Annotated in this window: 24 protein-coding genes; 13 read left to right on the top strand and 11 right to left on the bottom strand. The window is 69.3% G+C overall.

Features of this window, described 5'->3' with window-relative positions; all coding sequences use genetic code 11:
• Positions 1 to 7 precede the first annotated feature (7 nt).
• The gene (locus tag AC1DS0_RS06355) at positions 8 to 454 is read left to right on the top strand and encodes a GNAT family N-acetyltransferase (RefSeq protein ID WP_476813521.1); all 447 of its coding nucleotides are present in this window, start codon (positions 8 to 10) and stop codon (positions 452 to 454) included.
• Between the two features lie 27 nt (positions 455 to 481).
• Here AC1DS0_RS06355 and AC1DS0_RS06350 read toward each other — a convergent pair whose 3' ends face one another.
• Genes AC1DS0_RS06350 through AC1DS0_RS06335 form a run of 4 tightly spaced genes read right to left on the bottom strand, consistent with a single transcriptional unit; the run spans position 482 to position 3,281 of the window.
• Complete coding sequence (locus AC1DS0_RS06350; RefSeq protein ID WP_476813520.1) at positions 482 to 1,711, bottom strand: CCA tRNA nucleotidyltransferase; 1,230 nt, start codon at positions 1,709 to 1,711, stop codon at positions 482 to 484.
• Positions 1,708 to 1,980, bottom strand: a complete 273-nt coding sequence (locus AC1DS0_RS06345; protein ID WP_476813519.1) for a DUF6111 family protein — start codon at positions 1,978 to 1,980, stop codon at positions 1,708 to 1,710. Before AC1DS0_RS06345 ends, AC1DS0_RS06350 begins: the two co-directional genes overlap by 4 nt.
• Positions 1,981 to 2,004: 24 nt before the next feature.
• Positions 2,005 to 2,676, bottom strand: coding sequence for a CoA pyrophosphatase (locus AC1DS0_RS06340; protein ID WP_476813518.1), 672 nt, complete (start codon positions 2,674 to 2,676; stop codon positions 2,005 to 2,007).
• Positions 2,676 to 3,281: a DUF1285 domain-containing protein gene (locus tag AC1DS0_RS06335; protein ID WP_476813560.1), complete on the bottom strand. Its 606-nt coding sequence runs from the start codon at positions 3,279 to 3,281 to the stop codon at positions 2,676 to 2,678. The genes AC1DS0_RS06340 and AC1DS0_RS06335 overlap by 1 nt, the downstream gene beginning before the upstream one ends.
• 162 nt (positions 3,282 to 3,443) lie before the next feature.
• Here AC1DS0_RS06335 and AC1DS0_RS06330 point away from each other — a divergent pair, with 162 nt between their 5' ends.
• From AC1DS0_RS06330 to AC1DS0_RS06315, 4 genes are read left to right on the top strand one after another with little or no spacing between them, the layout of a single operon-like run.
• Positions 3,444 to 4,460 (top strand): AAA family ATPase, encoded by a 1,017-nt coding sequence (locus AC1DS0_RS06330; protein ID WP_476813517.1) that lies wholly within the window; start codon positions 3,444 to 3,446, stop codon positions 4,458 to 4,460.
• Positions 4,461 to 4,470: 10 nt separating this feature from the next.
• Positions 4,471 to 5,388, top strand: a complete 918-nt coding sequence (locus tag AC1DS0_RS06325; protein ID WP_476813516.1) for a DUF58 domain-containing protein — start codon at positions 4,471 to 4,473, stop codon at positions 5,386 to 5,388.
• Positions 5,389 to 5,402: 14 nt separating this feature from the next.
• Positions 5,403 to 8,228 (top strand): DUF4159 domain-containing protein, encoded by a 2,826-nt coding sequence (locus tag AC1DS0_RS06320; protein ID WP_476813515.1) that lies wholly within the window; start codon positions 5,403 to 5,405, stop codon positions 8,226 to 8,228.
• Positions 8,229 to 8,246: 18 nt separating this feature from the next.
• Positions 8,247 to 10,334 carry a hypothetical protein gene (locus AC1DS0_RS06315; RefSeq protein ID WP_476813514.1) on the top strand — a complete coding sequence of 696 codons (2,088 nt, stop codon included), beginning with the start codon at positions 8,247 to 8,249 and terminating at the stop codon, positions 10,332 to 10,334.
• A 164-nt stretch (positions 10,335 to 10,498) separates the two neighbouring features.
• Here the strand turns inward: AC1DS0_RS06315 and AC1DS0_RS06310 are convergent, their stop codons facing one another.
• Genes AC1DS0_RS06310 through AC1DS0_RS06290 form a run of 5 tightly spaced genes read right to left on the bottom strand, consistent with a single transcriptional unit; the run spans position 10,499 to position 14,246 of the window.
• Positions 10,499 to 10,999, bottom strand: a complete 501-nt coding sequence (locus tag AC1DS0_RS06310) for a GNAT family N-acetyltransferase (protein WP_476813513.1) — start codon at positions 10,997 to 10,999, stop codon at positions 10,499 to 10,501.
• 46 nt (positions 11,000 to 11,045) lie between these two features.
• On the bottom strand, positions 11,046 to 11,882 hold the full coding sequence (locus tag AC1DS0_RS06305) for a class I SAM-dependent methyltransferase (protein WP_476813512.1): 837 nt from the start codon (positions 11,880 to 11,882) through the stop codon (positions 11,046 to 11,048).
• Positions 11,879 to 12,928 carry a glycosyltransferase family 4 protein gene (locus tag AC1DS0_RS06300; protein ID WP_476813511.1) on the bottom strand — a complete coding sequence of 350 codons (1,050 nt, stop codon included), beginning with the start codon at positions 12,926 to 12,928 and terminating at the stop codon, positions 11,879 to 11,881. The genes AC1DS0_RS06305 and AC1DS0_RS06300 overlap by 4 nt, the downstream gene beginning before the upstream one ends.
• A complete protein-coding gene (locus tag AC1DS0_RS06295) occupies positions 12,925 to 13,326 on the bottom strand; it encodes a 6-pyruvoyl trahydropterin synthase family protein (RefSeq protein WP_476813510.1) in 402 nt (133 codons plus the stop codon). Before AC1DS0_RS06295 ends, AC1DS0_RS06300 begins: the two co-directional genes overlap by 4 nt.
• A 50-nt stretch (positions 13,327 to 13,376) precedes the next feature.
• Entirely contained in the window at positions 13,377 to 14,246 is an 870-nt protein-coding gene (locus tag AC1DS0_RS06290; RefSeq protein WP_476813509.1) for a zinc-dependent alcohol dehydrogenase, read from the bottom strand.
• Positions 14,247 to 14,425: 179 nt separating this feature from the next.
• Here AC1DS0_RS06290 and mdoH point away from each other — a divergent pair, with 179 nt between their 5' ends.
• Both mdoH and AC1DS0_RS06280 read left to right on the top strand, forming a co-directional pair.
• Positions 14,426 to 16,234 (top strand): glucans biosynthesis glucosyltransferase MdoH, encoded by a 1,809-nt coding sequence (gene mdoH / locus AC1DS0_RS06285; RefSeq protein ID WP_476813508.1) that lies wholly within the window; start codon positions 14,426 to 14,428, stop codon positions 16,232 to 16,234.
• On the top strand, positions 16,231 to 16,989 hold the full coding sequence (locus AC1DS0_RS06280; RefSeq protein WP_476813507.1) for an FkbM family methyltransferase: 759 nt from the start codon (positions 16,231 to 16,233) through the stop codon (positions 16,987 to 16,989). Before mdoH ends, AC1DS0_RS06280 begins: the two co-directional genes overlap by 4 nt.
• Before the next feature lie 26 nt (positions 16,990 to 17,015).
• Here the strand turns inward: AC1DS0_RS06280 and AC1DS0_RS06275 are convergent, their stop codons facing one another.
• Positions 17,016 to 17,474 (bottom strand): DUF3237 domain-containing protein, encoded by a 459-nt coding sequence (locus AC1DS0_RS06275; protein WP_476813506.1) that lies wholly within the window; start codon positions 17,472 to 17,474, stop codon positions 17,016 to 17,018.
• 92 nt (positions 17,475 to 17,566) lie between these two features.
• On the opposite strand from AC1DS0_RS06275, the gene AC1DS0_RS06270 reads away from it, so the two are divergent.
• On the top strand, positions 17,567 to 18,424 hold the full coding sequence (locus AC1DS0_RS06270) for a LysR family transcriptional regulator (RefSeq protein WP_476813505.1): 858 nt from the start codon (positions 17,567 to 17,569) through the stop codon (positions 18,422 to 18,424).
• An 85-nt stretch (positions 18,425 to 18,509) separates the two neighbouring features.
• Here the strand turns inward: AC1DS0_RS06270 and AC1DS0_RS06265 are convergent, their stop codons facing one another.
• Positions 18,510 to 18,899 (bottom strand): hypothetical protein, encoded by a 390-nt coding sequence (locus tag AC1DS0_RS06265; protein ID WP_476813504.1) that lies wholly within the window; start codon positions 18,897 to 18,899, stop codon positions 18,510 to 18,512.
• Between the two features lie 191 nt (positions 18,900 to 19,090).
• Here AC1DS0_RS06265 and AC1DS0_RS06260 point away from each other — a divergent pair, with 191 nt between their 5' ends.
• The 5 genes from AC1DS0_RS06260 to AC1DS0_RS06240 all read left to right on the top strand — a co-directional run bounded on the left by AC1DS0_RS06260 (position 19,091) and on the right by AC1DS0_RS06240 (position 24,017).
• Positions 19,091 to 20,074, top strand: a complete 984-nt coding sequence (locus AC1DS0_RS06260; RefSeq protein ID WP_476813503.1) for a hypothetical protein — start codon at positions 19,091 to 19,093, stop codon at positions 20,072 to 20,074.
• Positions 20,075 to 20,295: 221 nt separating this feature from the next.
• Positions 20,296 to 21,048, top strand: coding sequence for a sulfite exporter TauE/SafE family protein (locus AC1DS0_RS06255; protein ID WP_476813502.1), 753 nt, complete (start codon positions 20,296 to 20,298; stop codon positions 21,046 to 21,048).
• A 96-nt stretch (positions 21,049 to 21,144) separates the two neighbouring features.
• Entirely contained in the window at positions 21,145 to 21,924 is a 780-nt protein-coding gene (gene otnI / locus AC1DS0_RS06250; RefSeq protein ID WP_476813501.1) for a 2-oxo-tetronate isomerase, read from the top strand.
• Positions 21,921 to 22,925, top strand: a complete 1,005-nt coding sequence (locus AC1DS0_RS06245) for a glucokinase (protein WP_476813500.1) — start codon at positions 21,921 to 21,923, stop codon at positions 22,923 to 22,925. Before otnI ends, AC1DS0_RS06245 begins: the two co-directional genes overlap by 4 nt.
• 45 nt (positions 22,926 to 22,970) lie before the next feature.
• Positions 22,971 to 24,017: an acyltransferase family protein gene (locus tag AC1DS0_RS06240; RefSeq protein WP_476813499.1), complete on the top strand. Its 1,047-nt coding sequence runs from the start codon at positions 22,971 to 22,973 to the stop codon at positions 24,015 to 24,017.
• Positions 24,018 to 24,055 lie beyond the last annotated feature (38 nt).

Raw genomic sequence — 24,055 nt, 5'->3', positions numbered from 1 at the left:
GGTCCGCATGCGGCGCGAGCTGGCGATCCTTGTCCCGGCGCCGGTCTGGCCTGCGGGATATCGCCTCGCGCCGTTCGCGACCGCCGACCTGCCGGCGCTTCACGCGTTGCTCACCCTTGGCTACAGCCTCGGCGGCGGTCGCGTCCCTCCGTTCGAGGACTGGCGGGCTGCCCTTCTGGCCGACAGCGGTTTCGATCCAGCATTGGTCTTCGTCGCCCAGGACGCCAGGGGCACCGTCGTCGCGATCTGCCTGTGCTGGAGCTCGGCCTTCATCAAGGACCTGGTGGTCCACCCCTCAGCGCGACGGCTGGGTCTCGGGGAGGCTCTCCTGCGACAGGCCTTCCTCGCCTTCGCCGCCCGCGGCGCCGATGCCGTGGATCTCAAGGTCGAGATCGACAACCCGACCGGCGCAAGACGGCTTTACAAACGCGCGGGGATGAAAGAGGTCGCCTGACCGCCGGGCTGTTCGAAGACCTTCGGGTCAGCCATTCGCTCCCGCCGCGGCCTCGCCCAGCATCCGCAACTGCGCCTCCCGCCCGGCCGGACAGCCGGCCTCGATCCAGGCCTCCCGCGCCGCCTCGAGCACTTGCCCGACCTTCGGACCGGCGCCGACGCCGAGCGCCAGCACATCCTTGCCGGTCGGCAGGAACGGCGGCGTCCGCGCCAGCTCGGCGATCAGCGCCTGGATGTCCGCCGATCTGCCGTCCGCCCCCAGGAGCGCCAGCCCGCCCGCCACCGCGTCGGTTCCGATGCGATGAGCCAGACGACGCAAGCGCGCGATCTCCGGTGGCGTCCCGCTTCCCGACAACGCCTCCAGCGCCGTGGCGATACCGGAAATACGCTCGAACTCCGCATTCGACAGCCGCAGCCGCTCGCGCAGCCTGAGCGCATCCTCGCCGACCGCGACCGCCAATGCCGCCAGCCGGAAGGCGGGATACACGCCCTCCCCCGACCCATCGGCGATCGCAGCGAAGCGCGAGAGGCGGGGCACGCCGCCGATCACCAGCATCAGCAGCCCTGCCCCTGCCATGGCCTGCAAGGTTTCCGCTGCACGCGGCGCAGCGAGCAACTTGCGAAGTTCCGTCCAGACCCGTTCGCGCGACAACCCTTCCAGGCCGGCACGGCCGGCGATGCACGCATCGAGGGCAGTGGGGTCAGGCCCGCCGACGCCGTAGCGGGCGTGGAAGCGGAAGAAGCGTAGGATCCGCAGATAATCCTCGGCGATGCGTTCCCCTGCGGCGCCGATGAAACGGACCCGGCGCATGGCAAGATCGGCTAACCCGTCGGCGTAGTCGTGCAGCATGCCCGCCGCATCGAGTCCGAGTGCGTTGATCGTGAAATCGCGCCTGAGCGCATCCTCGCGGAAGTCGCGACCGAAGGCGACGACGGCGTGGCGGCCATCAGTCTCGACATCGCGCCGTAGTGTCGTGACCTCGAAGGGCGTCCCCTCGATCACGACCGTGACGGTGCCATGCTCGACGCCGGTCGGCACCGCCTTGAAGCCGGCGGCTCGCGCCCGACGCATCGTCTCGTCGGGCAGGCAGGTCGTGGCGACGTCGATATCGGCGACCGGCTCGCCGAGCAACGCATTGCGCACAGCGCCGCCGACGATACGCGCCTCCTCCCCGTCCCGGTTCAGCGCAGCGAGTAACGCGACGACATCGGCAGCCGCGAGCAACCCGGAAAGCCGTTCCCGCTCGACGCCCGTCATCGCTTCGGCCGGTCGTCGAACTCGCCGGGGACCAGTTTGCCGTTCTCGACATGCGGCGGCACGAACGGCCCGGTATGCCGCGGCGCGACGAAGCCGGCATAGATGAAGGAGCCGATGCCGAGCATGAGCCCGACCACAGACAGCCAGAACAGATGGCGGCTCCAGTGCTCGACATCGAACGGATTGCGCCGCCGGACCACGAGATAGCCCGCGAACAGGCAGAAGGGCAGGACGAAGAGCAGGAACTCCTCGATCAGCGAGCGCAGCATCGTGCCTGTCCAATCCGTCCAGTCTCAGCGTCCAGCCAGCCGCTCGTAGAGATTGCGGATCATGCCGGCCGTCGCTCCCCAGATATAGCGATCGCCATGCGGCATCGCATAGTAGGTGCGATAACGCCCACGAAATTCCCGGCCGTGGCGCTGGTGATTGGCCGGATCGAGCAGGAAGGCGAGCGGCGTCTCGAAGGCCTCGTCGACCTCGTGCGGGTTGATCGTAAGCGCCAGCGGCGGCTCGACCAGCCCGACCACCGGCGTGACGCGATAACCGGTACCGGTGAGATAAGCGTCGAGATAGCCGACCGTCCTGACCTTGCCGGGGGACAGGCCCACTTCTTCCTCCGCCTCGCGCAGCGCCGCGACCAAAGGCGAACCGTCGGTCGCGTCGATGCGCCCGCCCGGGAAGGCGATTTGCGCCGAGTGCTTGCGCAACGCCGCGGCGCGCTGCGTCAGGAGCACGGTCGGCTCGCCCGGATGCAGCACGATCGGGATCAGCACGGCCGCCTCGATCGCGCTGGCTTCATCGGGCATGTCGATCGGCTCAGACTGGAGATCGTGATCGCCGCGCGGCCGCGCGATCAGGTCGCCATGGGCCGGCGGCTCGGGCCTCAGCGCGCGCAGCAGCAGCGCTTCGAGATCGTCGCGATTCCCGAACGCCGTGTCGGCAAGCCGCTTGGCAAGATGCTGCATCAGAGTCCCTCGATCTCGCTGGCCGGCGCGACCACGTGGAACACGCCGCCGGCCGCGATGCCGAACTGCGCCTGCCCGTCGATCTCGCTGACCTCGCCAAGCGCCAGCAGATCATAGGTCAGCGCCCGCGTGAGCCGGGCCCAGAGCCCGCGCCGGACATGCACATAGGGCTTCACGCCCTCGTTCGCAGCCCTCTCGAAGCGCAAGATATTGTCAGGCCCCACGTTCACGAGGTCGTCCGTGCGGGTCCGGAAGGCGATGCTGCGCCGATCGCCCTCGCCTTCCACTGCCATCTCGACGGCCTGGAGCGGCGCATCCTCGACCTTGATCCCGACCTTCTCGACCGGGGTCACGAGAAAGTAATCGTCCGCTTCGCGCTTCAGCACCGAGGAGAACAGCTTGACCAGCGCCGGCCGGCCGATCGGCGTGCCCAAATAAAACCAGGTACCGTCCGCAGCGATGCGCATGTCGAGATCGCCGCAGAAGGGCGGATTCCAGCGCTCCACCGGCGGCAGCCCGCGGGCAGGACCGGCGCCGAGCGCGCTCAGCAGGCGGTTCATCGCGCCTGCGGCCTCGTTCGTCCCCTCACCTCGCGCATTCGTCATCGGCATGCCGGTTGCATCGCTCTCTCGCCTTGAACTCTACATAATCGTGAAGCGGACTGTTGTGCACCGCCGCTCTCTGCCCCTTGAGCATGCTTCCCACGAGGGTCACAGTTTGGAATCGGACATGATGGCCGCGCGACGGCGAGGCTGAAGGAGATCGACATGGTGGCGCAAGCCCGTGATGCCAACGCCCCGATCAACCTCGACACCGGCATCGTCGAGGCGGCGGAAGCAGCCCTCGCCGCTATCGGCGCCGCCCGCACCGAGATCGGCCAGGTCATCTTCGGCCAGCAGAAGGTGGTCGACCTCTCCCTGATCACCCTGCTCGCCGGCGGCCATGGCCTGCTCGTCGGCGTGCCCGGCCTCGCCAAGACCAAGCTGGTCGAGGCGATGGGCACGGTGCTCGGCCTCTCGGCCCGGCGCGTCCAGTTCACGCCTGATCTGATGCCATCGGACATCCTCGGCTCCGAAGTGCTCGACGAGAGCGAGGGCGGCAAGCGCCATTTCCGCTTCATCAAGGGGCCCGTCTTCGCCCAGCTGCTGATGGCGGACGAGATCAACCGCGCCTCGCCGCGCACCCAGTCGGCCTTGCTGCAGGCGATGCAGGAACATCACGTCACCGTCGCCGGCGAGCGCCATGACCTGCCCGCCCCCTTCCACGTGCTCGCCACCCAGAACCCGATCGAGCAGGAAGGCACCTATCCGCTGCCGGAAGCCCAGCTCGATCGCTTCCTCCTGGAGATCGACGTCGGCTATCCCGATCGCGAGGCCGAGCGCCGCATCCTGCTGGAGACCACCGGCGCCGCCGAGCACAAGCCGGTGCAGGCAATGACCGCCGAGACACTGATGTCGACGCAGCGACTGGTGCGCCGCCTGCCGGTCGGCGAGGCCGTGGTCGACGCGATCCTCGACCTCGTCCGCTCGGCCCGCCCCGGCGACGGCGAGAAGGCGATCACCGACAAGCTCGCCTGGGGCCCCGGCCCGCGCGCCAGCCAGGCACTGACGCTCGCTTGCCGCGCCCGCGCCCTGGTCGAGGGCCGGCTCGCGCCCTCGATCGATGACGTCGCCGCGCTCGCCGCCCCCGTGCTGAAGCACCGTATCGCCTTGACCTTCGCCGCCCGCGCCGATGGCGAGACCGTCGAAGCTGTCGTCGCCAAGCTGGTGGAGCGTCTGGGTTGAGGGCATTCTGATGCTGCGCACCCGCGTCCTCGGCCAATCCGAGCGCCAGCCGGGCCAGCCGGTCCTCAAGGCGTCGCTCGATCTCGCCACCCGCCTGCCCCGGCTGGTGCTGGAGGCGCGGCGGGTCTCGGCCAGCGTGCACGGCATCCATGGCCGCCGGCGTTCCGGCCCCGGCGAGACCTTCTGGCAGTACCGGCCGCTGGTCACGGGCGAGGCCGCCTCGCGCATCGACTGGCGCCGCTCGGCTCGCGACGGCCATCTCTTCGTCAGAGAGCGCGAATGGGAAGCCTCGCACGCGATCTGGCTCTGGATCGATCGTTCGCCCTCGATGGGCTTTTCCTCCTCCCTCGCTTTGGCGAGCAAGGTCGATCGCGCTTTGATCGCCGGCTTCGCGCTGGCAGAAGCGCTGGTCGAGGCCGGCGAGCGCGTCGGCCATCTCGGCCTGACCCGGCCGATGGCCTCGCGCCGCATCGTCGAATTGCTGGCGCAGGCGATCGTTGCCGACCGCCGCAATGGCGAGGCCGACCTGCCGCCGGAAGAGCCGCTGCCGCGTCTCGCCGACGCGATCCTGATCACCGATGGCCTGACGCCGGCCGCAGCGCTCGCCAAGCGGATCGCCACGCTGGCGAGCAGCGGCGCGAGAGGCCATATCCTGCTGATCGCCGACCCAATCGAGGAGACCTTCCCCTTCACCGGCCAGGCCGAATTGTTCGACCTGGAGGATGGTCTGACGCTGCGGGTCGGCGATGCCGGTAAATGGGGTGAGGATTACCGTGAGCGGCTGCAGGCCCATCGCGACGCCATCCGCGAGGCCTGCCGCCATGCCGGCTGGACGCTGACCCTGCACCGGACCGACCGCCCGGCCAGCGAGGGTGTCCTGCGCATCGCCAGCCTGATCGCCGCCTCGCGCGGCGGCCCGGCGGGTTGAGGGGAGAACGGACGATGCTCTCATCGCTGCCGATCGCCTTCTCCGCGCCACTGGCCCTGATCGCGCTGGCCGTGCTGCCCGTGCTCTGGCTGATCCTGCGGGTCACGCCGCCGCGGCCGAAGCGGATCGACTTCCCGCCGCTGAAGATCGTGCGCGACCTGATCCCGCAGCGGGAGACACCGGCGCATACGCCCTGGTGGCTGCTGGCGCTGCGCATGGCCGTGGCGGCCCTGGCGATCCTTGCTGTCGCCGGCCCGGTCTGGAACCCGGTGCGAGACGCCGCCGCTTTGCGCGGCCCGCTGCTGCTCCTCGTCGACAACGGTTTTGGCGCCGCGACCGACTGGCTGGAACGCCAGGCCATTGCCGAAAGCCGCATCATGGCTGCCGGGCGCGAAGGCCGGCCCGTCGCGGTCGTCGGCCTTGCCGAAGCCCCCACCGAGATAGCCCTGGCCGAGCCACAGGGCGCGCTCGAACGCCTGCGCGCGCTCGGCCTGCAGCCGCATGCGCCAGATCGCAGCGCCCATCTCCAGCGGCTCGAAGCCTTCTGGCGCGCCCAGCCCCAGGCCGAGACGGTCTGGGTCGCGGACGGGCTCGGCATCGGCGGCGGCGATACCGATTTCCTTGCCCGGCTGAAGCAGGAAGCGAGCGCCAGCCGGCTCTCGATCCATGCCGGCCCGGCCGACCAGCGCGCCCTCACCGCACCCGAGAACCTTGCCGGGGCGCTGACCGTCAAGGTGCTGCGCCCGACGACGAATGCCGCCGCGAGCGGCCAGGTCCGCGCGCTCGACTTGAAGGGCCTGCCGCTCGGCGACGCGCCCTTCGTCTTCGGCGGCAACGAGCTTGAAACCACCGCGCGGCTGACCCTGCCGATCGAGGTCCGCAACGCCGTCTCGCGGCTGGAGATCGCCGGCGAGCGCAGCGCCGGCGCCGTCGCTTTGCTCGACGATCGCGCCAAGCGCCGCCGCGTCGGCATTGTTTCCGGCGCCACCGCCGACACCGCCCAGCCGCTGCTCTCGCCGACCTATTACGTCTCGCGCGCCCTCTCGCCCTTCGCCGAGATCCGCGAGCCGCGCGCCGGCTCGACCGACCCGGTCGGCGAGTTGCTGGCGCAGAACCTCTCCGTGCTGATCCTCGCCGATATCGGCGCGCTCGACGGCGACACCGCCGCCAAGGTCTCGGCTTTCGTCGAGCGCGGCGGCGTGCTGCTGCGCTTTGCCGGAGCGCGCCTCGCCGCCTCCTCGGACGAGCTGACGCCGGTGCGCCTGCGCCGCGGCGGCCGCACACTCGGAGGCGGCCTCTCCTGGGAAGCGCCGCGCAAGCTCGCGCCCTTCACCCGCGAGAGCCCGTTCTTCGGCTCGTCCCTGGCCGAGGACGTCCGCGTCACCCGCCAGATCCTGGCCGAGCCAGAGCCCGACCTCGCCCGCAAGACTTGGGCGGCGCTGGAGGACGGCACGCCGGTCGTCACCGGCGAGCGCCGCGGTGACGGCGTCCTCGCCATGGTCCATGTCACCGCCGACACGACATGGTCGAACCTGCCGCTCTCCGGCCTCTTCGTCGAGATGCTGCGCAAGGTCGTCGCCATGTCCGGCACGAGTACCGCCGAGAGCCAGGGCGGCGAGATCAAGGTCGAGACCCTGTCGCCGACGCGCGTGCTCGATGGCCAGGGCGCCTTCCGTTCGCCTCCTGCGACGGCCCAGCCGGTCGCCCGCAACTTCACCGGCCGCGCCACGCTCGCCCATCCGCCCGGCATCTATGGCCCGACCGACGGCGCCATGGCGGTCAACACCCTCGCGCCAGCCGACACGCTGGCGGCGCTCGACCTCGCTGCACTGGGAGCGCCGATGCTGCCGGTCGACCAGCCCGTCGCCCGCGACATCCGCCCGCAACTCCTCGTGCTGGCGCTGCTCCTCCTCGTTGCCGATACGCTGGCCACGCTCTGGCTCGGAGGCCGGATGAACCTCGCCCGCTTCCGCCGTGCGGCGCCCGCTGCGCTGCTCCTCGCTGTTGCCCTCGCCGCCGTCCCCGCTCCGGAAACGGCGCAGGCGCAGCAGCCGGCGCCCCCTGCCCCGCCGGCCGAGCAGCGCCCGCCGGTGCCGCGCGATCTCGTCACCGCCGCGAGCGCGACCCGGCTCGCCTATGTGCTCACCGGCGACAAGGCGGTCGACGACATGTCGAAGGCCGGCATGGCCGGCCTCAACATCGTCCTAGGCGCCCGCACCGCGCTGGAGCCGGGCGAGGCCGCTGGCGTCGACGTCTCCCGCGACGAGCTCGCCCTCTACCCGATCCTCTATTGGCCGGTGGTCTCCGGCCGGCCCATTCCCTCGGCCGAGGCGCTGCGCAAGGTCGAGGCCTATATGAAGGGCGGCGGGCTGGTGATCTTCGATACGCGCGACGCGATGAGCACCCGGCCGGGCGGCGGCACCACGCCCGAAGGCGACCAGCTCCGCCGCATGCTGCAGACGCTCGACATTCCCGAGCTGGAGCCGATTCCGCGCGACCACGTCCTGACCAAGACCTTCTACATCCTCGACGGCTTCATCGGCCGCTATGACACCGGCACGACCTGGGTCGAGGTGCTGCCGCCCGCCAGCGAGGACGGCCGCCGCCCCGCGCGTGCAGGCGACAATGTCTCGCCGATCGTGATCACCTCGAACGATCTCGCCGCCGCCTGGGCCGTCGGGCGGCGCGGCGAGGCGCTCGTACCGATGTCCGGCTCCGATCCGCGCCAGCGCGAGATGGCGCTGCGCGCCGGGGTCAACCTCGTGATGTACGCGCTGACCGGCAACTACAAGGCCGATCAGGTCCATGTCCCGGCCCTGCTCGAACGCCTCGGTCAGTAGCGAAGGAAATCCTGCCCGATGTGGAGCCTGACCTTCGCCCCGCTCGTCCCGCTGCCGCTGCTGATCGGGCTTGCCGTTCTGGCCGCGGTCGCCGCCGGCATGGCGCTGGTGCTGGCCGGACGCAGCGCAATCCTGCGCGCGCTTGCGCTCGCAGTGCTCGCGGTCGCTCTGGCCGACCCCTCGCTCGTCTTCGAGGATCGCGAGCCGGTCAAGGACGTCGTCGCTGTCGTCGTCGACAAGTCGGCCTCGAACCGCCTCGCCGATCGCTCGCAGCAGACGCAGGCCGCCCAGGCTGAGGTCGAGCGGCAATTGCGCGGCATTTCCGGCGTCGAGACGCGGACGATCGAGGTGACCGATCAACAGGGCGCCGGCGACGGCACCCGCCTGTTCGAGGCGCTTGCGTCCGGCCTCGCCGACGTGCCGTCCGAGCGCGTCGCCGGCGCGATCGTGCTCAGCGATGGCCTTGCCCATGACGCCCCAGCCACTGCCGAGGCGCTCGGCCTGCGCGCCCCCTTACATGTGCTGACCACCGGCCGCGAGCGCGAGATCGACCGGCGCATCGTGCTGGTCGATTCGCCACGCTTCGGCATCGTCGGCAAGGAGCAGAACGTCCGCCTGCGCGTCGTCGAGAAGGGCGGCCCGGGCCGGGCCGCAATCACGGTGCGCCGCGATGGCGAGATCATCGCGCGGCGCGAGGCGATCACCGGCGAGATCGTCCAGGTCCCGGTCCGCATCGACCGCGGCGGGCCGAACGTCATCGAGATCGAGGCGGCCCCGCTCGACAACGAGCTGACGCTCGCCAACAACCGCGCGGTCATCACCATCGAAGGCGTCCGCGACAAGCTGCGGGTGCTGCTCGTCTCCGGCGAGCCGCACCCGGGCGAGCGTACCTGGCGCAACCTGCTCAAGGCCGACGCCAATGTCGACCTCGTCCATTTCACCATCCTGCGCCCCCCGGAGAAGCAGGACGGCACGCCGATCAACGAGCTCTCGCTGATCGCCTTCCCGACGCGCGAGCTGTTCCAGGTCAAGATCAAGGATTTCGACCTGATCATCTTCGACCGCTACGCCAACCAGTCGATCCTGCCGCTGGTCTATTTCGACAACATCGTCCGCTATGTCCGCGACGGCGGCGCCCTCTTGATCGCGGCCGGGCCGGAATATTCCGGCGCCCAGTCGCTGGCGCGCACTCCGCTCGGCCAGATCCTGCCGGCGCAGCCGGATGGCAGCGTCTTCGACGAGGCCTATCGCGCAAGAGTCAGCGAGCCCGGCAAACGCCACCCTGTCACGCGCGACCTGCCGGGTTCCGAAGTCGAGCCGCCGCGCTGGGGCGAATGGCTGCGCCTGGTTGGCGCCCGCGCCCGTTCCGGCTCGACCGTGATGACCGGCCCCGGCGATCGCCCGCTATTGCTGCTGGCGCGCGAGCAGAAGGGCCGCGTCGCGCTCTTCCTCTCCGACCATGCCTGGCTCTGGGCCCGCGGCTTCCGCGATGGCGGCCCGCATCTCGACCTGCTGCGCCGGCTCGGCCACTGGCTGATGAAGGAACCGGACCTCGAGGAAGAGGCACTGCGCGCCAGCGCCCGCGGCCGCAACATCGAGATCGAGCGCCAGACGCTCGGCGACAATCCCGTTCCCGCAATCATCACGGGGCCCGATGGCTCGACCCGCACCGTGCCGTTCGAGGCCGGCCGCCCCGGCCTCTTCGTCGCCCGCACCGCGGCGAGCGAGTTCGGCCTGCACAAGATCACCACCGAGAACCTGACCGCCTTCGCCAGCGTCGGCCCGGAAAATCCGCGTGAGCTGATGGAGGTGGTCAGCGACCCCGGCAAGCTGCAGGCCCTTGCCGAGGCGAGCGGCGGCTCCTCGCGCCGGATCGGGCAGGAGAACGGCTCGGGCGTCACCATCCCGCGCATCGTGCCGGTCCGCTCCGGCAGGCAGTTCGCCGGTGCCGACTGGATCGGCCTGCGCATCAGCGATTCAGGCATCGTCCGCGGCGTCTCGATCTCGCCGCTCTTCGTCGGGCTGATAGGCCTTGCCATCCTCTTCGGCGCACTGATCGCCGGCTGGATCGGCGAGAGCGGGCGGAGATTCAAGCGCGAGGCTTGATAAGCACTAACGTCATTCCGGGGCGCTGCGGAGCAGCGAGCCCGGAACCCAGAACCGATGCCCGATATAGCAAAGCCACGTCACCGCAGCACTTCGATAAGCAAGCACATCGGTTCTGGGTTCCGGGCTCAGGCCTGCGGCCTGCCCCGGAAAGACGCGCAACCTCAGCGCAGCGGCGCCACCGCACCCCTGCGCTGCGCCAGTACGCCATCCTTGAGTTCCAGCGCCAGGAAGCGCCCCGGATCGGCCGGGCCGGGCAGGACGAGCTGACCCGGCTTCACCGGCTTGAAGCCGAAGCGGGCGTAATAGGGCGCGTCGCCCACCAGCAGGATCAGCTCGTGGCCGCGCTCGCGTGCTGCCTCGATCGAGGCGTTCATCAGCGCAGCGCCGATACCGCGGCCCTCAAAGGCCGGATCGACGGTCAACGGCCCAAGCATCAGCCCCGGCCCGCCACCGGCCACGACCGGTGTCACCCGAACCGCGCCGACCAGGAAGGTGCCGACATGGCTGGCGAAGGAAAGCGCCGGATCAGGTGGCGCGCCCTCACGCAGACGAAAAGCCGTGCGCGCGAAGCGGCCCGGCCCGAAGGCGCGCTCATGCAGGCGTTCGATCGCCGCGGCGTCGCCCGGCAATTCCTGGCGGATGGTGAGGGGAAGCGAAGTCATGGTCGGGTTCGCGGCATGGCCGAATTCGGCGCAGTTGGCAATGGCTTCAGACCGGCCGCGCCCACAGGTCCTGATGGCCGATGGTCACGGACGCGCCGCGCTTGGCTTCCAGCCAGCTCGCAATCGTCTCCGGGGAGACATGGCCGGTCTCGGTCACGGCGGCGGCGATCCCGGCCGCCAGTTCTCGAACGAGATCGGCATGATCTGAGCCAAGCTGCCACTGGCTTTCGCCGCCAGTGACGGCGCACCCGGCCCTGCGGAAGGCTTGCGCCAGCGCCTCCGTGGCCTCGGGCCCAGCCGCCGGGCCAAAGCCCTTGTCCGTGCGCTGGTGATGATTGAAAGCCGCGAGCATGCGCTGATCCTCGGCATGCGCGGGCTCCCAGCTCTCGCGCCCGTCATAGGTGAGCACGGTGTAGAGCGGCAACTGCATGCTGACGAGCGAAGCGACGAAGCGTTCGAGCCAGCGCACCGAGGCAAGATCGAACAGCGCCGCGGCCGTGACGAGGTCGGGCTGCCAGCCGAGCACCCATTCGAGCTCCTTGGTCAGGTCCGCCTGCCGGAAATCGACCGTCAGCGTCTTGTCATCCTTGCGCAGGACGAGCTCCTCGCCCTGCTCCTGCGCCTCGTCGGCCCATTCTGCGAGCTTCCTGCGTGCGACGGACAGAAGGCGCGGATCGGCGTCGACCAGCGTCCAGTGCTGGCGCACCGGCAGTGCGCTGTAGCTGCCACGCAGGTTCGAGCCGGTGCCGCAGCCGAGATCGATGATCGACAGCGATTGCCGGCCGGCAAAGGTCGAGCCCACGGCCGCCAGCACCTGCGGATTGCGCGCGGCATGGTCGGCCGGTTCGCGCAAGGCGAGCCAATCGGGGGAAAATCCGCTCATGGGGACACCTTCGCACACACTTCGGCGACGATCGTCGCAGTCTGCCGCCAGCGCGGCAATGCACCGGCCGCCTGCCAGGCCGCGTCGGCGCGGCGTCGACGCTCCTGCGCATCATCCAACAACCGTGCCAGCCCAGCACGCAGCGCCGCGACATCGCCCGGCGGCACCTTCAGCGCAGCCTCGTCCGGCGCCGTCTGCGCAGCCGCGCCGCCCGTGGTGCACAGGATCGGCAGGCCGCGCGCCAATGCCTCGGTCAGCACCATGCCATAGCCCTCGAACAGCGAGGGCATGACGAAAAGGTCCGCCTTGGCATAGGCGGCGTCGAGCTCGGCCTGTCCGAAAGCTCCGGCGAGCCTGACCCTTTCCGCCAGCCCGGCGGCGGCGATCTGCGCTTTCAAGGAAGCCGTGGTCGCAGGCGCGCGATCATCGGCACCGACGATGGTGAGACGCCATGGCCTGCCGGCCACTCCCTCCAGTGCCGCGATCAGGACGTCATAACCCTTGCGCGGCACGAGCGAGCCGACGGCAAGCAGCTCGACGGTCTCGCCATCGGAGCCAGTCGCCCTCGCCGCCGGATCGACTCCCGGTTCCGCCACCGTGATCTTCTCCGCCGGGACGGCGAAGTCGGCGACGAGCAGCCGCTTGGTCGTCTCGCTGGTGGCGATGACCGCAGCCGCATAGCGCAAGGCCGCCGTCTCGCGCCTGACAAACTCGGCCGCCTGCGCCGGTAACAGTCCGGTCTCGAGCCCGAGCGGATGATGCACCAGCGCGACAACGCGTCCCGCAAGCCCGGCCGCGATCCCCTCCGGGAAGGCACCATAGGCGAGCCCGTCGATCAGCAGCACGCTGTCATAGGGCTGCGACAGGATCGCTCTGCCAGTCTCTGCCAGATCGGCCTCGCCCGGATTGGGGAAACTCCCCGGCAGCGGCAGATGCCGCGCCGCGACGCCCATCTCGCGCCATTCCGCCAGCAGCCGCCGGTCATAGGCATAGCCACCGGTCGGCAGCGACAGATCACCGGGAATGGCGAAGACGATCTCGCTCACGCGAGCGCGCCCTCATAGCTCGCCCTGGCGAGATCGGTCTCGTGCAGCGTGACGCGGATCTTGGCGAGATCGGCAGCGTCCGCACCGAGCTTGCCGGTGCGGGCCGCCAGCGCCATCGCGTCGAAGATGTATTTGCAGAGGAATTCGGTGGTGGTCAGCACGCCCTCGAACTGCGGCAGCGCATCGAGATTCTTGTAGTTCAGCGGCTTCAGCGTCTCGTTCAGCACGGTCAGCGCCGCGCCGATGTCGACCACGACATTCTGGCGGGTCAGGTTCTCGCGGAAGAAGGCGACGTCGACGACGAAGGTCGCGCCGTGCATCGCCTGCGCCGGGCCGAAGAACGGATCGGGCAGCGAGTGGCCGATCATGATGCGATCGCGGACTTCGACGGAAAACATGGGCGGTCTCCTTCAGCGCGCGCAGTCTTGGCGAAGGCCGGGGCACCGCGTCAATAGCGCAGAACCGCCGTCAGCCCCGCGCCGGCGAACAGGGCCGGCAGGCGGGCAGGCGCATCCTTGAACGCGATCTCGTCGGTGATCAGCGCATCGAGCTGGTCATCCGCCAGCAAAGCAAGCGCCGCCTGCATCCGGCGGGCATAGTCGAAGCGCGCCCGTCGCGAGAGAGAGACCTGCCCGACCTGCGAGGAGATGAGCTGCAGCCGACGGGCGTGGAAGGCGCCGCCAAGCGGAGCTGCTACACTGCCCTCGCCATACCAGCTGAGCTCGACGATCCGTGCCTCGAAGCCGGCCGCACCGATCGCGGTCGCGAGGCCGGCGGCGCTCGCACTGGCATGGAAGACGATGTCGGCATTCCGCGGGCAATCGGCCGGCAGCGCGAAGCGGCAGCCCAGCGCCTGCGCAAGCCCGGCGCGGCTCTCGTCGAGATCGACCAGCGTCACCTCCGCCCCCGGCAACCTGGCCGCGATATACGCCGTGAGCAGGCCGAGCACGCCGCCGCCGACCACGACAATGCGATCGGCCGGACCGGAGCCGGCGTCCCAATGCGCGTTGAGCGCGGTTTCCATATTGGCGGCGAGCACGGCGCGCCTTGCCGGAAGCCCCTCAGGCAGCGGGGTCACGCGATCCGCTTGAACGACGAAGCGATCCTGATGCGGATGCAGGCAGAACACCGTCTGGCCGCGCAACTCGGCCGGCCCCGCATCCACCATGCCGACGGCGCAGTAGCCGTATTTCACCGGGAACGGAAAAGCGCCCTGCTGGAGAGGGGCCCGCATGCGCTCATATTCGCTCTCGGGCACGCGCCCCTCGAAGACCAGCCGCTCGGTGCCACGGCTGATGCCGCTCCAGAGCGTGCGCACCAGGCATTCGCCCGGCCTCGGAACCGGCAGTTCTTCCGTGTTCAGGACGCATTCACGCGCGGCGGTATACCAGAGCGCCGTCGCCTGTGCGCTTGCTTCATTTGCAATTGCCGGCTTTACCACGCATCGCCCTCCGCGCCGTTCCCCGCCAGCTTCGTGAGCCCATGACGGAAACCGCCATGAACCAGCGCCCCGCTCCGACCACGTTCCAGGCGGCGGCGCAAGAGGACTTGAGGCTGACGCCGGCCGGGCTGCAGTCGGTTTCGACCCTGCGGGCGCGGCGCTGGCTCGTCGCCGGCGTGAACCTCGTGACGCTCGCCGCCCTGCTCTGGGGCCTCGCCCATGTGCTCTCGGCCGGCGGCTGGAGCCTCGCCGATATCGCGATTTTCATCGCCTTCGTCTTCGGTGCGCCCTGGACCGTGCTCGGTTTCTGGAACGCCGTGATCGGGCTCTGGCTGCTGCATGGCACGCAGGACGGGCTCGATCAGGTCGCGCCCTTCGCCGCCGCCGGCGAGGCGCAGACGCCGCTCGCGATCCGCACCGCCGTGCTGATGACGCTTCGCAACGAGGACCCTGCCCGCGCCTTCCGCCGGCTGGAGATCGTCAAGCAGAGTCTCGACGCCACCGGCGAAGGCGCCTGGTTCGATTATTTCGTCCTCTCCGATACCAACGACCCTGATGTCGCAGCCGCCGAGGCAGAGCTCGCCGCCGCCTTCGCCGCGCGCATCGGCGAGCCGGGCCGCCTGACCTATCGCCGCCGCAGCGACAATGCCGGCTACAAGGCCGGCAATGTCCGCGATTTCTGCGAGCGCTGGGGCGACCGCTATGAGCTGATGCTGCCGCTCGACGCCGATAGCGTCATGTCGGGCGATGCCATCCTCGCCCTCGCCCGGATGATGCAGGCCTATCCGAAGCTCGGCATCCTGCAGAGCCTGGTCGTCGGCATGCCGAGCAAGTCCGCCTTCGCCCGTATCTTCCAGTTCGGCATGCGCCACGGCATGCGGCCCTACACCATGGGCTCGGCCTGGTGGATCGGCGATTGCGGTCCGTTCTGGGGCCACAACGCCATGGTGCGGATCGCGCCCTTCCGCGATCACTGCCATCTCCCGGTCGTCCCCGGCGGGCCGCCGCTCGGCGGGCCTGTGATGAGCCATGACCAGGTCGAGGCGACGCTGATGCGCCGCGCCGGCTACGAGGTCCGCGTACTCCCGGTCGAGGCCGGCAGCTGGGAAGAAAACCCGCCGACCATGCTCGAATTCGCCCGGCGCGACCTGCGCTGGTGCCTCGGCAATCTCCAGTACCTGAAGATCATGAATATCCCCGGCCTGAAGGCAATGAGCCGCTTCCAGCTGGCATGGGCGATCCTGATGTTCATCGGCCTGCCCGCCTGGACGCTGATGATCGCGCTCCTGCCGCTGAAGGTGCTGGAAGACCGAGCAATCGCCGATTACCCGGCCGGCTTCGCCGCCTTCCTCTATGTGCTGTTCTTCGCGATGTACCTGTCGCCAAAGCTCGCCGGCTTCGCCGACATCCTGCTGACCAAAGGCGGCACGAAGCGTTATGGCGGCACCGCCCGCTTCGTCGTCTCCTCGCTGATCGAGATCGTCTTCGCCTTCCTGCAGGGCGCGGTCTCGACCTTCCGGACGACGCTGTTCATGATCGGCCTCGCCTTCGGCAAGGCCAGGATCGGCTGGAACGGCCAGGCGCGCGATGCCCACGCCCTCTCCTTCGCCACGGCCTTCGCTGGCCTCTGGCCGCATCTGCTGTTCGGGCTCTACATCTTCGGCACGCTCGCTCTGCTGTCGCCGACCGTGCTGGTCTGGTCGCTGCCGCTGACCGCCGGCTACATCCTCGCCATCCCCTTCGCCATGCTGACCGCGGCGCCGGTGCTCGGCACCTTCTTCGTTCGTACCGGACTCTGCGGCATCCCCGAGGATTTCGACCCGCCGGCAGAGATGGTCGCCATCCAGGGCGGTCAGGCGCGATGAAACCCGTCGCCTACCCCCGGGGAACCGCCCGGAGCCTGTCGCGCTCGCTGCGCGTCTACCACGGCGACCATGTCCGCAAGGTCGCCATGGATTCGCTCTATGCCCGCTTCCTGCGGCCGGGTGATCTCGCCTTCGACATCGGCGCCCATGTCGGCGACCGCATCTCCTCCTTCCGCCGATTGGGCGCCCGCGTCGTCGCGCTCGAGCCGCAGCCGGGCCCGGCGCGGGCGCTGCGCCTGATCCATGGCCGCGATCCCAAGGTGACGCTGGTCGAGGCCGCCTGCGGCGACAGCGAGGGCAGCGCGACGCTCCGGATCAACAGCGCCAACCCGACGGTCTCCACCCTCTCGGGTGAGTTCGTCGATGCCGCCCATGGCCAGGATGGCTGGCGCGAGCAGGTCTGGGACCGCGAGCTCACCGTGCCTTGCACCACGCTCGACGCGCTGATCGGCGAGCACGGCCTGCCCGCCTTCATCAAGATCGACGTCGAGGGTTTCGAGGCGCATGTCCTCGCCGGCCTCTCGCAGACGCCGCCCGCCCTCTCCTTCGAGTTCACCACGATCCAGCGCGATGTCGCGGAAGCCTGCCTTGCGCGGCTCGCCGCGCTCGGCCCCTATCGCTTCAACGTCGCGCTCGGCGAGAGCCAGGCACTGGTCTTTCCGGAGTTGGTCGATGCGGAGGCCATGCACAGCCATCTCCGCGACCTGCCGCACGAGGCGAACTCCGGCGACGTCTACGCTGTGATGCAAGCCTGACACACGACCTGCACACACGGGCGTAGTCAGAGAATCTCGAAGACCTCGTACTCGACGCCACCCGGACAGCGGCCACCTTTTGCGACGGCGACGATGCCGTTGAGCCAGGCATGCGCCGGTGCGGCGGTTTCGAAGTAGGGCGTCGTGCGCAGATAGTATTCGGAGGCATCGACCGCTTCACCGCGGGCGAGACGCTCGGCTACCACCTGCGACGCCCGCCTGACACCACGATAGGTCATGAGAATAAGGCCGCCGTCGTCGGCGACGAGAAGCAGCCTGACATCCTGCTGGGATGTCCCATCGGCACGGGCGAGCAGGAGGTCGGAGCCAGCCAGCGGCGATACCTCTCCCTTCAGCCGCTCACCGTCGAAGCGCCCGCCTGAGACCGGGAAGATGCGCCGGCCGCCAGCCGGCGTCTGCCCCAACTCCACGGTCGGATGAAGCGAGATGAAGAGCGTAAACAGGTGCTGCGATTGCAGGGCCACGGCAGATCTCCTAGTTTTCGCCCCAACACTGCTCCTGAGCGCTCCGTCGCCAAAACGCGCTTTGCTTGTCGTCAGCACAAGAGAAACTAGCCATGCGGCCCTCCCTGGAGTCTCTGCGGGTCCTGGAAGCCTGCGTCTCGGCCGGCAGCTTCGCGCGCGCGGCCGAACGCCTGTTCCTGACACCGGCAGCCGTCAGCCTGCGCATTCGCACCCTCGAACGCGAACTCGCTCAGCCGCTCTTCGTGCGCGTTGGCCGACGAGTCATCCCGATGGAGGCTGCCTCCAGGCTCGCCAGCCGGGTTCGAGAGGCGTTGACCGACATCAACGAGGCGCTCGACGACTTTCGGGCTGCCCTGCCGCCGCTCAGGGTCACGGCGCCGCCGACATTCGCGTCACGCTGGCTTGCCCAGCGGTTGGCGCGCTATGACGCACCCGGAGTTCTCGGCATCGAACTCGACGTCTCGACGGATATACGTGACCCGGACGCATTCGATGTCGCCATCAGGACGGGCCGCGGCGGATGGGCCGGGCATGAAGAGTACCCGCTCTCTCCCGTGGAAGTGACGCCCATGCTGGCGCCCTCCCTGCTCGGAACGCGGACCCTTTGCGCACCCGGGGCGCTGGCCGAGTTCGAGCTCTTGCCGCACCGCGACTGGGAACGCTGGTTTGCCGAGGCTCAGGGCGAAGTGCCGAGCGGCCTCCGCTTTGCCGCGGTCGACTATCCGACGCATGAGCTGAACGCCAACGCCGCGCTGACCGGCGCCGGCGTGGCGCTGCTGTCGCCCTCATTGTTTCAGCCGCTTTTACGGGCAGGCCTGCTGATCGCGCCTTTCCCCTGTGTGCTGAGCAGGCCGGCCTGGCATTTTGCGCTGATGCGCGCGAACGACCCACGCCCGGCCCCACGGCATTTCTGTGCATGGCTTTGCGAGCAGGCGCGCGGCGTCGCGTAATCCAGACCGCACTTGCCGGCCTGACGACGAGCGCGTCCGGCAGTGTTGCACCGGCTCCGGCGCAGCGGCTCGCCACCGCTGCCGTTCACAGCGCCCCCTGGCCCAGCCAGGCGAGCACGGCAGCCAGCAGCAGGCCGAGCCAACCGGGATGCCGCCCTCTGGTCGCGTAGAGCACGAGGACTGAGCCGGCGAGCGTTGCGATCGCGATGATCCTTATGGACAGGACATGCGCCGGCAAATCGGACGACAGGGCGAACCGGATCAGCAGCGCCGCCAGCCCCCAGCCAAGCACCGAACAGAGGTGCCAGTTCGCCCAGAGGATCCGCAAATGCCGCTCGCGCAGCGGCGCCGGCGTGAGCAATGGCACGATCGTCCCCGCGCGAAGCTGCCGGAAGATCAGGATCTCGCCGATCACGGAATGGGCGATGCCGATCAGGATCATCAGCAGGCCGGAGGCCAGGAGATAGTTCTGCATCAAAGAGCAGTCCCTGCTCGTGAAGCGGAGCGTGCCTCACGCGAGGGCAATGTGAGCTTGCCCGCGTCGATCGCGGAAGCTGCCACGGTGTCGCGCTTTCTTCCCGGCCGCGTCGGCTCTATGACCGGCTCAGCCTGTGTTCATCTTGCGCTGCCCAGGTTGACCACGAACGCAACCGACCAAGGATGACCATGCTCGCTCTCCTTCGCCCGCTCGCCATCTCCGTGACACTTCTGCTGACCGCCTTCGCGGCCCATGCCGCCGGCGACGTCGCCGTCGAGGTCAAGAACGAGTCGGAGCAGGTCGCCTGCGCCGAGAAGGACAACGTCACCATCAAGGCGATCTCGCCGGAGGTCCGGCGCTTCCGCATCGAGGCCGCACACCCGGCCTATATCGCCGGCCTGCTGCGCGACAACTGGGACGCCGACTGGACCGATTGCGACATGAGCGGCGATCCCGTCCACAAGGCGCCGGTGCCGCCGCAGCGCATCACCTTCTACGAGAGCATCGAGTACTGGCTGGTCGGCTACACCTTCGAGAGCTTCTGGCGCCCGGCCGAGACGACCTTCCGGGTCGGCGACCGCGTCGAGAAGGGCCTGCATCTCGTCCAGCTCTGGAAGCTCGGCAAGACCGGCTCCTACGAGGTGCTGGTCGTCTATCCGCAGGACGGCTACTGGCGCGTCCGGCCGCTGCCGCCGCAGCAGCTCTCGGCCGCCGCCTATGGCTCCTCCTTCCTGTTCGGACCGGTCGAGCAGGACGGCGCGCGGCCGGTGGTGAACATCAAGGAGATCGCCTTCGATCCCAAGACGCTCTCCTTCAAGCTCGCCTTCAAGGACGGCTCCTCGGGCACGCTCAAGCTCGACAGCGTCGACGAGAACCGCATGGTGCTCGACGCCGTGCTCGACAAGCCGGTCACTGGCGGCAAGGCCTTCGCCGCGCTGCGCTCGATGTATGTCACCGAGTTCAACAACGACGTCGCCCGCATCGCCATCCGCGAGCCCGGCGCCAAGGGCTGGCGCGAGGAAGCGCTGATGCCCTTCGCCGGCGGCAAGGCGACCGATGTCTGGATGGGCCGCACCACCCATTCGCGCCACAACACCTCCTCGCCCGACATGGTCTTCCGCAGCTTCTCGAAGGACCCAAATCCGCCGGCCAAGCCGGAAGCGAAGAAGTAACTCCTCGCCCGACCACAAGGCGCTCCCTTCTCCCCTTGCGGGAGAAGGTGGCTCGGCGAAGCCGAGACGGATGAGGGGTCGCGCAGGCCTGGAAAGCCCCGGGAAGCATGGCACGGGCTTCCCGGCAATGTCGCGAGACCCCTCATCCCAACCTTCTCCCGCAAGGGGAGAAGGGGCTCCGCGCACCTGTCCCATCTGTCAGCCCCGCTGGAAAGCCGTCGATGGACACCCCCACCATCCTCAGCCTCGCCCTCGGCGCCGCACTCGCCGGCTTCGTGCAGGGCCTCTCCGGCTTCGCCTTCAGCCTCGTCGCCATGTCGGTCTGGGCCTGGACACTCGACCCCAAGCTTGCCGCAGTCATGGCCGTGTTCGGCGGGCTGACCGGCCAGACCATCGCGGCCGTGACCGTGCGCCGCGGCTTCGACTTCGCCCGGCTCTGGCCCTTCCTGCTCGGTGGCCTCGCCGGTATCCCGGTCGGCGTCCTGCTGCTGCCGCTGGTCGAGCCCAATCTGTTCAAGGCAGGGCTCGGCATCCTGCTGGCCGTCTGGTGCCCGATCATGCTGTTCGCACCGCATCTACCGCCGGTCCGCTTCGGCGGGCGCCTGGCCGACGGCGCGATCGGGCTCGGCGGCGGCATCATGGGCGGCTTCGGCGGTTTCACCGGCGTCCTGCCGACGCTGTGGTGCTCACTTCGCCGCATGGACAAGGACACGCAGCGCTCCATCGTCCAGAACTTCAACCTGACCATGCTCGCCGCGACCATGCTCGGCTACGTGCTGGCAGGAAACGTCACGCGCGGGATGTGGCCGGCCTTCGCCATCGTCGCGCCGGCGATGCTGATCCCCTCGCTGCTCGGCGGAAAGCTCTATATCGGCATCAGCGAGCAGGCCTTCCGCCGCATCGTGCTGACCTTGCTGACGCTGTCGGGCATCGCGCTGCTGGCCTCGTCCCTGCCGCGCCTGCTCGGCGGCTGACAGGACGGAACCCACACCCACCTCCACAGGTTATCGATGACGGGCCCGTCCTAACGGGCTAGCCTGCCGCCTCGATCCGACTGACGAGACCGACCAATGCCGCGTTTTGCCGCCAATCTCTCGATGATGTTCAACGAGTGGGAATTCCTCGACCGCTTCAAGGCCGCAGCCGAGGCCGGATTCGAATCGGTCGAGTTCCTGTTCCCTTATGAGCACGCGCCGGAGAAGGTCGGCCTTGCGCTCGCCGGCGGCGAACTCGAGCAAGCGCTGTTCAACCTGCCGCCCGGAGACTGGGCCAAGGGCGAGCGCGGCATGGCCGCCCTGCCCGGCCGCGAGGAGGAGTTCCGCGCTGGCGTCGAGACGGCGCTGGCCTATGTCCACGAGACCGGCGTCAAGCGCCTGCACATGATGGCCGGCCTCACCGATCCGAACGACCCGGCTGCGCAAAAGGCTTATCGCGCCTCGCTCGCCTATGCCGCCGACAAGCTCGGCGAGCACGGCATCGACCTGCTGCTCGAGCCGATCAACGGCAAGGACATGCCGGGCTATTTCCTCAACGATTTCGACCAGGCCGCGGCCTATGTCCGCGAATCCGGCCGGCCCAACGTCAAGCTGCAATTCGACATGTATCATTGCGAGCTGATCCACGGCGATGTCGGGGCAAGGCTGGAAGCGCTCTACCCGCTGGTCGGCCATGTCCAGATCGCCAATGCCGAGGGCCGGCACGAGCCCGACGGCACGCGGCCCGACTATCCCACGCTGTTCGCCCAGCTCGATTCGCTCGGCTATCCCGGCTTCGTCGGCTGCGAGTATCGTCCCCGTGCCGGCACGCTTGAAGGCCTCGGCTGGTTCTCGCCCTGGAAGAAGCACGCGTGAGCGACCCCCGCTTCCCCCATCCCGTTCTCGTCGCCGATATCGGCGGCACCAATTGCCGGCTCTCGCTGGTGCCGACCCCCGGCGCCCTGCACGAGCCGCTGGCCCGGATCAGCACAGGTGCACATCCGACGCCCGAGGCGGCGCTGGGCTCGGTGCTGTCGACGCTGACAGTGAAGCCGCGCTCGGCCATCCTCGCCGTCGCCGGCCCGCTGGACGGGCGCAAGGCCCAGCTCACCAATGCCAGCTGGTATTTCGACGGGCCGGAGCTCGGCCGCGCGCTCGGCTTCGAGCAGGGCTTGCTGGTCAATGATTTCGAGGCGATCGCCGCTTCGCTGGCCGTGCTCAGGGACCGCGATCTGTTCAATCTCGTCCGTGGCCAGCCGGAACCCGAGGGCCCGCGCCTCGTGCTCGGCCCCGGCACCGGCTTCGGCGCCGCCGCCCTCTTGCGGCGCGGCGACACCGGCATGCTGGTGCCGACCGAATCCGGCCATATCGGCATCGGCCCGGAGGATCCGACCGAGGTGAAGCTCTGGCCGGCGCTGGCCGATGGGCTCGCGCGCGTCACGATCGAGGAACTGCTCAGCGGCAGCGGCCTCATCCGCTTTCATCGCGCGGTGATGCGCCAATCCGACGTCGCCGAGCCCGATGTCAGCGCCGCCGACGTGAGCGCGCTGGCGCTCGACGGCAACCCCGGCGCACTGATGGCCGTGATCTGCTTCTGGCGGCTGCTGGCCCGCGTCGCCGGCGATCTCGCGCTCGCCTTCAAGGCGACGGGCGGCGTCTACCTGGCCGGCGGAATCGCGCCGCGCATCCTGCCGCTCGCCGACAAGGCGACGATCCACGCTGTCTTCGCCGGCAAGCCGCCGGTCGAGGATCTCGCCGCTCGCTTCGCGCTCAACGTGATCACCGCCGACGATCCCGCCGAACAGGGACTCGCCGCCATCGCCGCAGCTCCCGGCCGCTTCGGCCTCGACGATCCCGCGCGCTTGTGGTTTGCCTGAGCGCTCCCGCGCTCACCCGCCCCTATTCGAAGACGATTCCTCGCCTTGCCCCAGCTCTACGGCATCCAGGTCCTGCGCGCGCTCGCGGCGCTGATGGTCGCGGTCCATCACGTCCAGGCCGATGCCGGCTTTCTCGCAGCCAGGGCCGGCACCGCCTTCACGCCGTCGCATGCCTTGCCCTGGAGTGCCGGCGTCGACCTGTTCTTCGTCATCTCCGGCTTCATCATGGTGCATTCCTCGGCCGGGTTGTTCGGCAAGCCGGACGGAGCGCGCCTGTTCATCGCCCGCCGCATCGCCCGGATCGTGCCGCTCTACTGGGCCGCGACCACGCTCTTCCTCGTCGTGCTCCTTGCTTCGCCCGCCCTCCTCAATTCCGGCGCGCCCAATCTCCAGCAGATCGCCGCCTCCTATCTGTTCTGGCCGACGGCGAATGCGGCGGGCGAGCTGCAGCCGGTCTATTCGCTCGGCTGGACGCTGAACTACGAGATGCTGTTCTACGTCCTGTTTGGCGCAGCGCTGCTCGCGCCGGGGCGGTTGGTCGTACCGCTCGTGACCGTGGCGCTCGCCGGGTTGGTCGGAGCGCAGGCCCTGGCCGGACCGCTCGCCCTGCCCTTCAGCTTCTGGGGCCAGCCGATCGTGCTCGAATTCGCCGCCGGCATGGCGGTCGGCTTGCTCCGCCAGAACGGCCTCAGGCTCGACGGCCGCCTGCGCTGGCTGATGGTGGCTGCTGGTGTCGGCCTGCTCGCGGCCGCCGCCGGCGACGGCTGGGCCCAGACCTCCTGGGGTGCCGTTTCCCTGCGCGGGCCCGCCGCCTTGCTCCTCGTCACAGCCGCGGCCTGCGGGCGCAACGTCACCGCCCCTTCTGCGCTGGTGCGTTCGCTGGCGGCGCTGGGCGATGCCTCCTATGCGCTCTATCTCGTCCACCCCTTCGCCATGCGGGCGCTGCGCGAGGTCTTCGCGCGCCTCGCTCCGAGTGCGACCGGCCTCTTCATCGTGCTGGCGCTGGTCGCAGCCGTGCTCGCGGCGCTAGCGGTCTATCACTGGTTCGAGCGGCCGATGACGAAGGCGGTACGGCGGGCGTTGCGGGCCTAGGTTACCAGCCCTCCAGAAGCCCTCATCCTGAGGAGCCG

The sequence above is a fragment of the Allobosea sp. P4_H5 genome, from assembly GCF_056400825.1.
The sequence above is the reverse complement of the archived record's forward strand: the minus strand, read 5'-3'. Positions and strand labels throughout refer to the sequence as shown.

Excerpts from the sequence above, each read along its gene's own strand:
- AC1DS0_RS06355 (WP_476813521.1), top strand. The coding sequence starts at position 8 with ATGCGGCGCGAGCTGGCGATCCTTGTCCCGGCGCCGGTCTGGCCTGCG.
- AC1DS0_RS06350 (WP_476813520.1), bottom strand. The coding sequence starts at position 1,711 with ATGACGGGCGTCGAGCGGGAACGGCTTTCCGGGTTGCTCGCGGCTGCC.
- AC1DS0_RS06345 (WP_476813519.1), bottom strand. The coding sequence starts at position 1,980 with ATGCTGCGCTCGCTGATCGAGGAGTTCCTGCTCTTCGTCCTGCCCTTC.
- AC1DS0_RS06340 (WP_476813518.1), bottom strand. The coding sequence starts at position 2,676 with ATGCAGCATCTTGCCAAGCGGCTTGCCGACACGGCGTTCGGGAATCGC.
- AC1DS0_RS06335 (WP_476813560.1), bottom strand. The coding sequence starts at position 3,281 with ATGACGAATGCGCGAGGTGAGGGGACGAACGAGGCCGCAGGCGCGATG.
- AC1DS0_RS06330 (WP_476813517.1), top strand. The coding sequence starts at position 3,444 with ATGGTGGCGCAAGCCCGTGATGCCAACGCCCCGATCAACCTCGACACC.
- AC1DS0_RS06325 (WP_476813516.1), top strand. The coding sequence starts at position 4,471 with ATGCTGCGCACCCGCGTCCTCGGCCAATCCGAGCGCCAGCCGGGCCAG.
- AC1DS0_RS06320 (WP_476813515.1), top strand. The coding sequence starts at position 5,403 with ATGCTCTCATCGCTGCCGATCGCCTTCTCCGCGCCACTGGCCCTGATC.
- AC1DS0_RS06315 (WP_476813514.1), top strand. The coding sequence starts at position 8,247 with ATGTGGAGCCTGACCTTCGCCCCGCTCGTCCCGCTGCCGCTGCTGATC.
- AC1DS0_RS06310 (WP_476813513.1), bottom strand. The coding sequence starts at position 10,999 with ATGACTTCGCTTCCCCTCACCATCCGCCAGGAATTGCCGGGCGACGCC.
- AC1DS0_RS06305 (WP_476813512.1), bottom strand. The coding sequence starts at position 11,882 with ATGAGCGGATTTTCCCCCGATTGGCTCGCCTTGCGCGAACCGGCCGAC.
- AC1DS0_RS06295 (WP_476813510.1), bottom strand. The coding sequence starts at position 13,326 with ATGTTTTCCGTCGAAGTCCGCGATCGCATCATGATCGGCCACTCGCTG.
- mdoH (WP_476813508.1), top strand. The coding sequence starts at position 14,426 with ATGAACCAGCGCCCCGCTCCGACCACGTTCCAGGCGGCGGCGCAAGAG.
- AC1DS0_RS06280 (WP_476813507.1), top strand. The coding sequence starts at position 16,231 with ATGAAACCCGTCGCCTACCCCCGGGGAACCGCCCGGAGCCTGTCGCGC.
- AC1DS0_RS06270 (WP_476813505.1), top strand. The coding sequence starts at position 17,567 with ATGCGGCCCTCCCTGGAGTCTCTGCGGGTCCTGGAAGCCTGCGTCTCG.
- AC1DS0_RS06265 (WP_476813504.1), bottom strand. The coding sequence starts at position 18,899 with ATGCAGAACTATCTCCTGGCCTCCGGCCTGCTGATGATCCTGATCGGC.
- AC1DS0_RS06260 (WP_476813503.1), top strand. The coding sequence starts at position 19,091 with ATGCTCGCTCTCCTTCGCCCGCTCGCCATCTCCGTGACACTTCTGCTG.
- AC1DS0_RS06255 (WP_476813502.1), top strand. The coding sequence starts at position 20,296 with ATGGACACCCCCACCATCCTCAGCCTCGCCCTCGGCGCCGCACTCGCC.
- otnI (WP_476813501.1), top strand. The coding sequence starts at position 21,145 with ATGCCGCGTTTTGCCGCCAATCTCTCGATGATGTTCAACGAGTGGGAA.